The 12,519-nt window shown below is 70.4% G+C and carries 10 protein-coding genes; 6 read left to right on the forward strand and 4 right to left on the reverse strand.

Annotated features, from left to right (window positions below; translation table 11 throughout):
- Positions 1–226 precede the first annotated feature (226 nt).
- Both VIB55_RS08780 and VIB55_RS08785 read right to left on the reverse strand, forming a co-directional pair.
- Positions 227–1,405 carry an ABC transporter permease gene (locus tag VIB55_RS08780; protein WP_331876285.1) on the reverse strand — a complete coding sequence of 393 codons (1,179 nt, stop codon included), beginning with the start codon at positions 1,403–1,405 and terminating at the stop codon, positions 227–229.
- Entirely contained in the window at positions 1,402–2,208 is an 807-nt protein-coding gene (locus VIB55_RS08785; RefSeq protein ID WP_331876294.1) for an ABC transporter permease, read from the reverse strand. Before VIB55_RS08785 ends, VIB55_RS08780 begins: the two co-directional genes overlap by 4 nt.
- 174 nt (positions 2,209–2,382) lie before the next feature.
- On the opposite strand from VIB55_RS08785, the gene VIB55_RS08790 reads away from it, so the two are divergent.
- A complete protein-coding gene (locus VIB55_RS08790; RefSeq protein ID WP_349263006.1) occupies positions 2,383–3,165 on the forward strand; it encodes a phage Gp37/Gp68 family protein in 783 nt (260 codons plus the stop codon).
- A 5-nt stretch (positions 3,166–3,170) separates the two neighbouring features.
- On the opposite strand, the gene tcmP is transcribed toward VIB55_RS08790, so the two are convergent.
- Both tcmP and VIB55_RS08800 read right to left on the reverse strand, forming a co-directional pair.
- Positions 3,171–4,019, reverse strand: coding sequence for a three-Cys-motif partner protein TcmP (gene tcmP / locus VIB55_RS08795; protein ID WP_331876287.1), 849 nt, complete (start codon positions 4,017–4,019; stop codon positions 3,171–3,173).
- A 51-nt stretch (positions 4,020–4,070) separates the two neighbouring features.
- A complete protein-coding gene (locus tag VIB55_RS08800; protein ID WP_331876288.1) occupies positions 4,071–4,919 on the reverse strand; it encodes a class I SAM-dependent methyltransferase in 849 nt (282 codons plus the stop codon).
- Positions 4,920–5,457: 538 nt separating this feature from the next.
- Here VIB55_RS08800 and VIB55_RS08805 point away from each other — a divergent pair.
- From VIB55_RS08805 to VIB55_RS08825, 5 genes are all read left to right on the forward strand, one after another.
- A complete protein-coding gene (locus VIB55_RS08805; RefSeq protein WP_331876289.1) occupies positions 5,458–5,949 on the forward strand; it encodes a GbsR/MarR family transcriptional regulator in 492 nt (163 codons plus the stop codon).
- Positions 5,950–6,011: 62 nt separating this feature from the next.
- A complete protein-coding gene (locus VIB55_RS08810) occupies positions 6,012–6,629 on the forward strand; it encodes a TetR/AcrR family transcriptional regulator (RefSeq protein ID WP_331876290.1) in 618 nt (205 codons plus the stop codon).
- 41 nt (positions 6,630–6,670) lie between these two features.
- Complete coding sequence (locus tag VIB55_RS08815; RefSeq protein WP_331876291.1) at positions 6,671–8,290, forward strand: TolC family protein; 1,620 nt, start codon at positions 6,671–6,673, stop codon at positions 8,288–8,290.
- A gap of 11 nt (positions 8,291–8,301) precedes the next feature.
- Positions 8,302–9,423, forward strand: a complete 1,122-nt coding sequence (locus VIB55_RS08820; protein WP_331876292.1) for an efflux RND transporter periplasmic adaptor subunit — start codon at positions 8,302–8,304, stop codon at positions 9,421–9,423.
- A gap of 13 nt (positions 9,424–9,436) precedes the next feature.
- Positions 9,437–12,519, forward strand: a 3,083-nt coding sequence (locus tag VIB55_RS08825) for an efflux RND transporter permease subunit (protein WP_331876293.1), incomplete at its 3' end; no start/stop codon positions are given.

Consider the following 12,519-nt stretch of genomic DNA (forward strand, 5'->3'; position numbering starts at 1 on the left):
CAGACTTCGTGTGGTTGTTGCCGCGAATTCATTCGCCCCGGCAGGCCCGGGACTCACCCAATCCTCTGCAACCGCGCACCGCGCCGAGTGTGTGGCGGATCCCTCAGTCGCTGCCAGGTTTGGTGTGTCGGCAGGCTCGCATTGGCCGCTCCATCGGGATGACATCGGTTTCGGGGCTGCCCGCGCACTCACGCACTCACGCACTCACGCACTCACGCACTTCTGTTCACTCCGCCTCCTCCCGCAGGGCCCGCCCAAGCGGCGTGCGGACGGCGTTCCACCCCGGCAGCAGCCCCGCGACCGCGCCGACGGCGATTACGATGCTCATCGCCAGCACCACGCGCCCGGGCTCCCAGGCAAAGAACGTCATCTTCGCGGGGATGCCGGGAAAGGAAAGGAGGATGCGGTCCAGCCGACCCGCCATCCACAGCCCCATCGGCAGGCCGGCCAGGCACCCCAGCCCGGACAGCACCAGCCCCTCCGTGACGATCGCCCCCAGCAGCCGCCCGCGCCCCACGCCGATGGCGCGCAGCGTGGCGATCTCGCCGAAGCGCTCGCGCACGCCGATGGTGATGATCGTCGACACCAGCAGCGCCGTCACCACCAGCGCCACGCTCCCCAGGATGGTCGCAAGCTGCTGAAAGTAGAGCAGCCGCCGGTCCATCTCGGCCATCAGCTCGCGCGTGGAGTAGGTGGACACCTCCGGCACGGCGGCGGTGATGCGGTCCGCCAGCGCGTCGTCATCCACCCCCGGCTCCGTGGCCACGCCGAAGAGCGACACTTCGCCCGCGCGGCCGCTGGCGCGCTGCACGTCGGCGATGGGCATGGCGAGCGAGCGCTGGCCGGCGTAGTCGTACAGAAAGTCCGCCACGCCGCTGACAACGAAGGTTCGCGTCTGCCGCGCGCGCCCCAGCGACGCGTCCGGGTCCGTCGCCAGCCGCAGGGTGTCGCCCGGCGACAGCGTCTCGTCCCGCGCCAGCGGCTCGCTCACGATCACTTCCCCCAGGCGCGGCTCGCGCCCGTCCACCACCTGGTACAGGAACTGGGCGGCGGGATCGACCCCGCTGGTGAACAGCGGCTCGCCGGCGCTGTCGCCGCGGGCGAGGTAGAACTGCGCGCCGAGGACCGGGGCCACGGACTTCACCCCCGGCACCGCCGCGATCCGCCGTCCGACCGCGTCGCCGCCCACGATTCCGGCCTCGCTGTCGAAGGGCAGGCTGCCGCGCGGCGTCACCCGCAGCGCATATCCGCTGACGCCCAGCAGGTCGCCGAACGAGCCCGTGAGCCCCGAGGCCAGCATCGTCATGTCCAGCAGCAGCGCGGCCGAAACGGCGATGCCGGCCAGCGCCAGCGCCGTCCTTCCGCCGCGCCGGAACAGCGACCGCAGGAAGGCGGATACGATCACCGCTCCCCCAGCTTCTGCGGCGCGACGCGCACCAGCCGCCACGCCGCGAGCACCCCGGCAATCGTCCCCAGCGCCAGGCCCAGCAGCGCCGCGATCAGCACGATCCGCGGCGTCACCAGCGCAAAGCGCAGCGTGGTGTCGTACACCCGGGCGTAGTGCGCGTTGACGATCCGCGTCACCACCACGCCCAGCCCGGCGCCCGCAATCGATCCCACCACCGCGATCCCGATCGCCTCCAGCACGACGGCGCGGAACACCGTCCCCCGGCTGACGCCGATCAGCCGCAACGTGCCCATGTCGCGCTTCCGCTCGTCCACGCGAATGATCATCACGCAGAGCAGGAAGATGGCGCTCGCCAGGACGGTGACGATGCCGATGGCATCGTGAAAGCGCGAGACGACACGGAAGGTGGCGCTCGTCTCCTCCGCCAGCGCCGCGCTCCCATACGCCCGCGTCCCGAAGGCGACGGACTCGACCCAGCGCGCGGCCGGGTCTGCCCGGGCGCCGGGGGCGAGCACGATGGCGAAACGGTCCACGCGGTCGTGCGTGGGCAGCATCGCCTCGAGGTCGGGCAGGTGCAGGCGCACCTCGTAGTCGTTCCGCGCGATGCGGTTGGGATCGGCCTCGCGCTCGAACACGCCCGCCACCACGAACGGGCGCGGCTGGGCAGAACCCGCTAGCGCACGGACGCGCACGGTGTCGCCCACGGCCACGGGTATCGCTTCCGCCAGCCGCCGCTCCACCAGCATCCCGGGCGCGGGTTGAACCACGACGGCCTGCAGCGCCGCCGCCACCAGCATCATCGAGATCAAGCTTGCTCCTGTAGCGTCACGGAGGCAGCGATCCTATGCAAAGCTGATGCGACGGCGCCGGGGTCGCATCTCATCGCCAGTGTTGTGTTCGGTGCACTTTCGGTTACTATGCCATCATGTGTTAACATCATGTGTAACCTGCTGACCTCGTTCCGGTGGCGTCGCATGGGCCAGAAGAGCAACATCGAGTGGACGGACGCAACGTGGAACCCCACGACGGGGTGCACGAAGCTCACCGCCGGATGCGACAACTGCTACGCGCACACGCTGGCGCACGGCCGGCTCGCCGACATCTACGTCAGCCGCCTGCCGGTGGTCGACACGCCCCAGACGCGGGCAGACCCGTTCGCGGTTCGGCTCTGGGACAGCCGCCTGGACGAGCCCGCGAAGTGGCGCAGCCCGCGCATGGTTTTCGTGAACTCGATGTCCGACCTGTTCCACGTGGATGTGCCCGACGCATTTACGCGGCGTATCTTCGAGGTCATGCTGCGCGTCGAGCGCCACACGTACCAGGTGCTTACGAAGCGCCCGGCGCGGATGGCGCGCTTCGTCCGCATGAACGCCGACCTCTTTCCGGATGGGGAAGTTCCCGCTCACATCTGGATGGGCACGAGCATCGAGGACGATCGCGTGCTGTTCCGCGCGGATCACCTCCGCGCCGTTCCCGCCGCGGTGCGCTTCCTGTCGTGCGAGCCGCTGCTGGGCTCGCTCGCGGGCCTGGCCCTGCACGGAATTCACTGGGTGATCGCGGGAGGCGAGAGCGGGATCGGGTATCGCAAGATGGAGCCGGACTGGGTTCGTGGGCTCCGCGACCTGTGCGTGGGCGAGGGCGTCGCGTTCTTCTTCAAGCAGTGGGGCGGGCGCACGCCCAAGGCGGGCGGGCGAGAGCTGGATGGTGAAGCGTGGGACCAGCTGCCGTTCATTGCGGCCGTCGTTGCAGGGGCATAGGCGGACTACAGGCCCAGGGTGCCCTGCGTATCCGAGTACTTCATGGTCTGACGCCAGAAGTGATAGCCACGCTCGCTCTTGCTGAAGAAGAGCAGGTAGTACAGCGGCACCTGCCCTGATTCCGTCCTCACCCGATACACGTCGCTGTCCATCAGGCGCTGATAGCCGATCCGCTCCATCGCCGCGCGGTATTGCAGCATCAGAAACTGCTGAAAGCCGGTTCCGCGCTGCTTCGCCGCACGCCATTTCTCTCGCCACTCCGGGTCGCCCAGCAGCCGCTCCACCTTCGTGCTCCCCGGATTCACGTAGTTCGCCTCGTTCCGCTGCCCATCCATCTGCGCCGCGAGCAGGATCAGGAAATCCATCCGGTTCCCCGCGGCGAGCCGCTCGACGATGCCGAAGTCGAACGAGAGGTCGTACGGGTCGGCGAAGCAGAAGCTCAATACTGAGCTGTCGGAGGGAAGCGCGGCCCGAATCTGCGGAATCGCACTCACGGCGGGCGCATGGATGATGGTGCAATCCGCCCATGCGTAGTCCCGAGCCACGCGCGCCTCGAGTGCGGCTACACGCTCCTCGTCGTCGTCGCAGAAGATGTACTTCGTGAACGGATCGGGCATGGAGAGGGCCAGCAACGGCGACCCCAGCACGATCTCGCCCGTTTCCCTGATGGCGGCCTTACCGGCACCCGCGAAGAGATCGATGTACACGCGGTGGCGGTACCGATGCTTCATCCCGCGGGCGAAGATGGTCGCGTACGTCCACAGGCGCAGGTACTTCTGCCGCCCCCACTCGCCAACCGACGGAGTGTGGAGCTCATCGGGGGTAGCCTCGGGAAGCTTGTCGTAAATATCCATGGCGGCGCCGCAGGTTCGAGGGCGAGAGCACGAACCTTCAGGCGCCGGGACTCAGGCGTCAAGATTTGTATTTCCCGTCAGCCGTGGGCTTTTTCCTGAATCCGCGTACGCCACCGCCCATCCTGAATCGTACGGACCGCGGCCTTCCGGGGTGAAGCGGGCGAGGGTGAAGCCGGCTTCGGCCAGCTCGGAGACGAGCTCGGCCTCGTCGAAACGGTGCACCAACATGGGGGTCAGGTCGTCGCCCAGGGCCGGAGGCTCGCGGCGCAGCACGCGGCGGAGCAAGCGGGCGACGCGGAAGATCAGCGCAAGGCGCGGCGAGTGGTCCGGCCGGGTGAAGAACGAGAGCAGGACCGGGGAGCCCTCCGTCAGCAGGGGGCGGAGATCGCGCAGGAAGCGGATGCGGCGCTCGCGTCCGGCGATCAGCATGTAGGCGCTCCATCCTACGACGATGCCGTCGTACGGGCCCGCGCCGGCGGGGGCGGCGTCGCGCGCGATCAGCCGGACGGCGGCCTGGCATCCGTGCCGCGGCAAGAGGTCGCCCGCGTACGCCACCAGCCCGGGGTTGCACTCGAAACCCTCGACGTGGAACCCCTGCCGCGAAAGGGCGATCACCTCGCGCCCCGCGCCGGCCCCGATCACCCCGATCGTCCGGCGCCCGGCGAAGAAGTCGGCAATCGCCCCGGCCTCCCAGTCGAACAGGCCGCGGAGGTTGTGAGCCTCGTCGTTGTACGACCCAGCCGTGGCGAAGTGCGCCTCGTCCACTTCCTGCATCGTTTCGCGCGAAAGGACGCCCAGCCACACCCCGGTGTGAACGGCGTTGAGAAGCAGCTGCAGCCGGCGCCACTGCGCCTGCTCCCACAGGAAGAAGCGAACGAGCGTGCGCGGGCGTTTCGGCATGGCATGGGGCCGGGGCAGATGCGGACGGAGCGGCTGGGCCAATCATCGGGTGAGCACGGCCGCTCTGTCAAATACGCGACGGCGGACCCGCCACAGACACCTCCCAGGCCGGGGCGGGCCGGGCGGGCCGGGCGGGGCGGGCCTGCACCGGAGCATGGGCGCGCCCGACCACCGGAGCCGCACGAGAGCGTGCAGTCCGCGCAGGCGGACATCGTGTGATTGTTGCAGCGAATTCATTCGCCCCTGCAGGGCTCCGGCACATCCGCCACTCCGGCGCATCACCCATAGTGTGTGGCGGATCCCTCAGTCGCTGCGGTCTACGGTGCACGGAAACGCTCGCCTTGGCCGCTCCATCGGGATGACATCGGCCCTGATCTCCGCCTCGTTCGATGCGTATCCGCCGCTGCCACACACACGTGCGGAGGAACGGTTGTTTTCATAACGTTCCGTATTGACTGAACGTATCGAACACATTAGCTTCTCGGTCCGACGGCGCGCCGGATCAGGCGCCGGGAGCCCACATCGGCAGAGACTCAGGATGCACGAGGCGGTTCAGCAACTGGTGGAGCGGATGGCGCTCATCTGCGAAAAGGAAGGGATGCCCCGCATCGGCGGGCGCATCCTGGGCTATCTGCTCGCCACCGACCAGACGGTCTCCCTGGACGACCTCGCCGAGCGGCTGCAGGCCAGCAAGGCCTCCGTCAGCACCAACGCGCGGATGCTGGAGCAGTTCGGCATGATCCAGCGGGTGAGCGTGATGGGCGACCGCCGCGACTTCTACCGCGTGGAAGACGATCCCTGGGCCCGCATGCTCCGCGTGGCGCAGGGCCGCTGGCGCGACATGGTGAACGTGTTCGGCGAGGCCGCCGAGCGCCTTCCCGAGCCCGCCGGACGCGCCCGCGTGGAGTCCGCCCGCCGCTTTCACGAGCTGCTGATCGCCGAGTGCGACGCGCTCATCGAGCGCTGGAACCGGCTGGACGGCGCCGCGGACGAGGCCGCGGCGCCCGTGCGCCGGGCCACGGGATCGTAACGATTCCGTGGCGGTGTAAGCAACCACTTGCATACACAAATGGCGGCGACTATCTTGGCCCCATGGACGTACGAGAGAAGCTGCTGACGGCGGCACTGAAGGTGTTCGAGGAGGCCGGATCGCGCGGGGCCACCACGCGCCGCATCGCCTCCGAGGCGGGGGTGAACGAGATCACCCTGTTCCGCCACTTCGGAAGCAAGGCCGCGCTGATGAGCGAGGCGCTGGCGTGCGCCTCGGCCGCGCCGGTGGAAAACCGCCTCCCCGCGGAGCCCGCCGACCCCGCGCGCGAGCTGCTGGCCTTCAGCCGCACGGGCTATCAGCACCTGCGGCGGAACGCGGCCATGATCCGCACCGCCATGGGCGAGATGGAGCAGGCGCCCGACGCGGCGCGGTGCGTGGCCGCCAACCCGGCGCGGGTGCACGAGCAGCTGAAGGCGTACCTGGCGCGGCTGCAGGAGCGGGGGCTGGCCTCCACCGACTGGGACCCGCACGCCGCCTCGTCCATGCTGATGGGCACGCTGTTCAGCGACGCCATGGGGCGCGACATGATGCCGGAGAAGTACCCGTACTCCGAGGCCGAGGCCCCGGCGCACTATGTATCGCTGTTTCTGCGGGCCATTGGCGTCAATGCGCCCGCGGAGCACCACCCGGCGGATGGCTCGCCGCTGCAGGACCCCTGAACGTGGTTCCACCCATCAACGCAGACGCGACCTGTAACGATATGCCCAACATTCCCTGGCCCGGCCGCTGGACGCGCCTCGCCGCCCTGGCGGCGGCGCTGGTGCTGGCGGGGCCCGTGCTGGCCCAGCAACCTGTCGAGGCGCGCCGGGCCCTGACCCTGGACGAGGCGCTTCGCCTGGCCGAGGACGCCAGCGAAACGGTGCAGGTGGCCCGCGCCGGCCTCACCCGCTCGCGCGGCGCGATGCTCCAGGCGCGCAGCGAGGGGCTTCCCCAGCTTTCGGGATCGCTCTCGTACAGCCGCGCCCTGGCCTCGGAGTTCCAGGGCATCGGCGGCGGCGCCGAGCCCGACACGACCGGGCCTCCGCCTCCGCAGAACTGCGGGCGCTACACGCCCAACCCGACGCTTCCCCTCGGGCAGCGGATCGACTCGCTGGAGCACGCGGTGAACTGCGCCACGAACTCCAACCCGTTCGCCGCCTTCGGCGACCTGCCGTTCGGCCGCGAGAACACCTGGCGCATCGGGCTGAACCTGTCGCAGCCCGTCTTCACGGGCGGGCGCATCCAGGCCCAGAACCGCATCGCGCAGGCGGGGCGCACCCGCGCGGAGCTGGAGCTGGCGACGCAGAGGGCGCAGCTGGCCATGGACGTCACCCAGGCCTACTACGACGCCGTGCTGGCCGACCGGCTGGTGGGCATCGCCGAGGCCACGCTGCAGCAGGTGGAAACCACGCTGGAGCAGACGCGGCTCGCCCGGCAGGTGGGGAACCAGCCGGAGTTCGAGCTGCTGCGCGCCCAGGTGACGCGCGACAACCAGCTTCCCGTGCTCATCCAGCGCCGCTCCGACCGCGACCTGGCGTACGCGCGGCTGATGCTGCTGCTGGACCTGCCCACGGACGAGCCGGTGTCGCTCACGACTTCGCTCGACGAGACGGTCGCCGTGCCCGTGGCGCGGTTCGCCGCCAACGAGGCGCTGCTGGGCGATACCACCGCCGCCAACCGCGCGGCGGTGCAGCAGGCGCAGACGCTGGTGGACGTGCAGGCGTCGGCGCTCCGCATCGCCCGCTCGCAGCGGCTGCCCAACCTGAGCGTCAACTCGCAGTTCGGCCGGGTCGCCTACCCCGAGGGCGCGTTCCCGGGGTGGAACGACTTCCGGTCCAATTGGACCGTGGGCGCCACGCTCGCCATGCCCATCTTCACCGGCGGACGCATCCGCGGCGACGAGATGGTGGCGCAGGCCAACCTGCTCGAGGCGCAGGCGCGCGTTCGCCAGGCGCAGGACGCCGCCCGGCTGGACACGCGGGTAGCCATCGAGCGGCTGCAGTCGGCCCGCGCGCAGTACGAGGCGAGTGCGGGAACGGTGCAGCAGGCGCAGCGGGCCTACCAGATCGCCGAGGTGCGGTTCCGCGAGGGGATCAGCACGCAGGTGGAGCTTTCGGACAGCCGCATCCTGCTTCAGCAGGCGCAGGCCAACCGGGCCGTGGCCGCGCGCGACCTGCAGATCGCGCAGGCGCGGGTCGCGCTCCTTCCCTTCCTCCCCTTCGGCAGTGCGGGGCAGGGGCAGTCGCAGTCGCAGCAGCAAAACCAGCAGCAGGCGCCGCGGCAGCAGCCGCGCCAGGCGCCGGCGGACCAGGGACAGGCGTTCACCTCCGGGGGCGAGTGATGGTTATGCGGATGAAGATGGCAGGCGCGCTGGCGATGCTTGCGCTGGCGGTGGGTGCATGCGGCAGCCCGGGCGAGGCCGCCGAGGGCGAAAAGGCCAAGGCCGCGAACGACGCGGTGGTCCTGGGCCCCGAGGCCGTGTACGTGGTGCAGGCAGAGGAGATTTCCAGCGGCCCGGCCCTGTCGGGAACGCTGAAGGCCGACCGCGAGGCGCAGGTGCGCGCCGAGGTGGGGGGCACCGTGCTTTCCGTGCACGCCGACCAGGGGCAGACCGTCGGCGCGGGGCAGGTGCTGGCCCGGGTGGACGCGGCGGCGCTCCGCGAGCAGTACGTCTCCGCCCAGTCGGCCGTGCGCTCGGCCGAGCAGACGGTGGCCGTCGCGGCGCGCAACGTGGAACGAAGCCAGTCGCTGAACGCGGCCGGCGCCCTGGCCGACCGCGACCTGGAGGCCGCGCGCAACCAGTTCGCCGGCGCGCAGTCGCAGCTGGCTGGTGCCCGCGCGCAGCAGGCGGCGGCCGAGCGGCAGCTTTCGCGCACCAGCGTCCGCGCGCCCATCGCGGGCGTCGTCGCCGCGCGGCCGGTGAACGCGGGCGACGTGATCGCCCCCGGCGCGCCGCTGTTCACGGTGGTGGATCCTGGCAGCATGCGGCTCGAGGGCTCCGTCCCCGCGGCGGACCTGGGGCAGGTGCGGCAGGGCGCCACGGTGCGGTTCACCGTCACCGGCTACCCCGGGCAAACGTTCACGGGCACGGTGTCGCGCATCAACCCGTCGGCCGACCCCGTCACCCGCCAGGTGCCGGTGTACGTGACCATCCCCAACGGCGGCGGCACGCTGGTGAGCGGCTTGTTCGCCGAGGGCCGGGTGCTAGCGCAGGCGCGGCAGGGGATCGCCGTTCCCGCCTCGGCCGTGGACGAGCGCGGCGTGCAGCCCTCCGTGCTGCGCCTGGCCAACGGCAAGGCCGAGCGGGTGCCGGTGACGCTGGGCGCCCGCAACGCCGAGACGGACCGGGTAGAGATCACCTCCGGCATCAGCGCCGGCGACACGCTGCTGGTGGGCGCGGCGCTGGGCACCACGCCGGGCACGCGCGTGGAGGTCCGCGCGGCGGGCGCCGCCGCGGCGCCGGCCGCCCGGTAAAAGGAGACCGACCATGTTCATCTCCGATTTCGCCATCAAGCGGCCGGTCATCACCGTGGTGACCATGCTGTCGCTGGTGGTGTTCGGCATCTTCGCGCTGCTCAGCCTGGACACCGACGAGTTCCCGGAGGTCGAGGCGCCGTTCATCTTCGTCTCGGTGCCCTATCCCGGCGCCTCGCCCGACATCGTCGAGCGCGAGGTGGTGGAGCCCATCGAAGAGGCGGTCGCGGGCATCAGCGGTGTCGACGACATCCAGAGCCAGGCGCTGGACGGCTTCGGCTCCATCCAGGTGATCTTCGTCTACGGCAAGGACCCGCAGCAGGCCTCGCAGGACATCCGCGACGCCATCAGCCAGATCCGGGGCGACCTTCCGCAGGAGATGGAAGAGCCCATCCTGGCGCGGTTCGACCCGAACGACCAGCCCATCATCTCGCTGACGCTTTCGTCCGAGACGCTGTCGCCGGCCGAGCTCACGCGCATCGCCGACCCGGGCATCACCCGCGACCTGCGCGGCATCAACGGGGTGGCCGAGGTGCAGGTGGTGGGCGGCGTGGAGCGCGAGCTGACGGTGGAGGTGGACCCGGCCCGCCTGCAGGCCGCGGGCATAGCCATGCCGCAGGTGATCCAGGCGCTGCAGTCGCAGAACCTGGCCGTGCCCGTGGGCCGGCTGAACGAGCCGCTGGAGGAGCGCACCATCCGCCTCCGCGGCCGGCTGCAGACCCCCGCCGAGTTCTCCAACCTGGTGGTGGCCTCGCGCGGCGGCATTCCCGTGCGCCTGGCCGAGGTGGCGACGGTCCGCGACGGCACCGAGGAGGCCCGCTCGCTGGCGCTCTTCAACGGCAAGCCGGCGGTCGGCATCGACCTGGTCAAGGCGCAGGGCGCGTCCACGACCACCGTCGCCGACGCGGTCATCGGGCGCATCGAGACGCTGCAGAAGCAGCTTCCGCCCGGCGCCACGCTGAACGTGGTCCGCAACTCGGGCGAGCGGGTGGCCAGCTCGGTCGCCAACGTCGAGGAGGCGCTGTTCCTGGGCGCCATCCTCACCGTGCTGGTGGTGTTCGTCTTCCTGAACTCGTGGCGCTCCACGGTGATCACCGGCCTGGCGCTGCCGGTGTCGGTGCTGGCGGCCTTCGTGGCGGTGCAGGCGTTCGGATTCACGCTCAACACCATGTCGCTGCTGGGCCTTTCGCTCGCCATCGGCATCCTGATCGACGACGCCATCGTGGTGCGCGAGAACATCGTGCGCCACGTGGAGATGGGGAAGGACCACCACACCGCGGCGCGCGAGGGCACGGACGAGATCGGCCTCGCGGTGGCGGCGACCACCTTCTCGATCGTCTGCGTGTTCGTGCCCATCGCCTTCATGGGCGGGCTGGCGGAGCAGTGGTTCGCGCCCTTTGCGCTGACCATCGCCTGCTCGGTGCTGGTGTCGCTGTTCGTGTCGTTTTCGCTGGACCCCATGCTCAGCGCCTACTGGCCGGACCCGCACCGCGAAGAGCACGAGAAGTGGTTCATCACCCGCTGGCTGGACCGCTTCAACCATTGGTTCGACCGCCAGGCCAACGGCTACCGCAAGGTGGTCGGGTGGGCGCTCGACCACGAGCTGGCGATGATCCTGATCGCCCTGGGCACGTTCATCGGCGCGCTGGTGGTGCCCGCCAAGGGCATTTACGCCTTCTTCGCGGTGATGATCGTGGTCGCCGCCGCCGTGGTGGTTCTCTCCACGGTGCGCTTTCCCCGCGGCTTGACGGGCGCAACGATGAAGGCCGTGGTCGGCGCGCTGTCGCTGGTGCTGATGTTCATGGCCATCGGCGTGGCGCCCGCGGGGGGCAAGCTCGGCTTCGAGTTCTTCCCCGCCGACGACCAGTCGGAGTTCGAGGTGGACATCGACACGCCCCCCGGCGCCAGCCTGGAGTACACCCGGCTGAAGAGCGAAGAGGTGGCGGCGCTCGCCCGGCGCGAGCCCGAGGTGCGGTACACCTACACCACCATCGGCGGCCGCGGCGGGTCGGTGGACGAGGGCAAGGTGTACGTGCGCCTGGTGCCCAAGGCCGACCGAGGCCGCGGGCAGAAGGAGATCGCCAACGCGGTGCGCATCGCCGCCAAGCGCGTGGGCGGGGCCACGGCCGCGCTGGGCACGGGCAACTTCGGCGGCACCAAGCAGATCATGATCCAGCTGCAGGGTCCCGACATTGCCGTGCTCAACCGCCTGGCCGAGCAGATCGAGGGCGAGGTGCGGCAGGTGCCCGGCGCCGTGGACGTGGGGCTTTCCACCAAGGGGCAGAAGCCCGAATTGACGGTGGAGCTCAACCGCGGGCTGGCGGGAAGCCTGGGGATCAGCGCCGCGCAGGTGGCGCAGGCGCTGCGCCCCGCCTTCGCCGGGGTGGACGCGGGCGACTGGGTGGACCCCAACGGCGAAACGCGCGACGTGTACGTGCGCTTTGCCCCCGAGGCGCGCCAGCGCACCGGCGACCTGGAGCGCGTGCCCCTGGTGATGGCCGGGCCGCAGGGGCCGGTGACCATGCCGCTGGGGCAGGTGGCCACCATCCGGCGCGAGCTGGGGCCGGCGCAGATCAACCACCTGGACCGCGAGCGGGTGATCAACGTCGAGGCCAACACGCAGGACCGCCCCCTTTCCGAGGTGGTGGCCGACATCACCACCCGCCTGGAAAGCGTCCCGGTGCCGGCCGGCTACCTGGTGTCGCAGGGCGGCGAGACCGAGGACCAGGGCGAGGTGTTCGGCCAGATCTTCGCCGCGCTGGGCATCGCCATCATGCTGATGTACTTCGTGCTGGTGGTGCAGTTCGGCAGCTTCCTGGACCCGCTGGCGATCATGCTGTCGCTGCCGCTGTCGCTCATCGGGGTGATGCTGGCGCTGCTGTTCACGGGCTCCACGCTCAACATCATGAGCATGATCGGCGTGATCCTGCTGATGGGGCTGGTGGCCAAGAACGCGATCCTGCTCATCGACTTCGCCAAGTGGTCGCACGAGGAGGGGATGCCGCTGCGCGAGGCGCTGATCGAGGCGGGGCGCACGCGCCTGCGCCCCATCCTGATGACCACCGTCGCCCTGGTGGCCGGGATGCTCCCGGGGGC

This window comes from Longimicrobium sp. (assembly GCF_036554565.1).
In the GTDB taxonomy this organism is placed as follows: Bacteria; Gemmatimonadota; Gemmatimonadetes; order Longimicrobiales; family Longimicrobiaceae; genus Longimicrobium.

Bases quoted from the DNA above. Each gene is read 5' to 3' on its own strand.
- VIB55_RS08785 (WP_331876294.1), bottom strand. From the start codon at position 2,208: ATGATGCTGGTGGCGGCGGCGCTGCAGGCCGTCGTGGTTCAACCCGCG.
- VIB55_RS08790 (WP_349263006.1), top strand. From the start codon at position 2,383: ATGGGCCAGAAGAGCAACATCGAGTGGACGGACGCAACGTGGAACCCC.
- tcmP (WP_331876287.1), bottom strand. From the start codon at position 4,019: ATGGATATTTACGACAAGCTTCCCGAGGCTACCCCCGATGAGCTCCAC.
- VIB55_RS08800 (WP_331876288.1), bottom strand. From the start codon at position 4,919: ATGCCGAAACGCCCGCGCACGCTCGTTCGCTTCTTCCTGTGGGAGCAG.
- VIB55_RS08805 (WP_331876289.1), top strand. From the start codon at position 5,458: ATGCACGAGGCGGTTCAGCAACTGGTGGAGCGGATGGCGCTCATCTGC.
- VIB55_RS08810 (WP_331876290.1), top strand. From the start codon at position 6,012: ATGGACGTACGAGAGAAGCTGCTGACGGCGGCACTGAAGGTGTTCGAG.
- VIB55_RS08815 (WP_331876291.1), top strand. From the start codon at position 6,671: ATGCCCAACATTCCCTGGCCCGGCCGCTGGACGCGCCTCGCCGCCCTG.
- VIB55_RS08820 (WP_331876292.1), top strand. From the start codon at position 8,302: ATGAAGATGGCAGGCGCGCTGGCGATGCTTGCGCTGGCGGTGGGTGCA.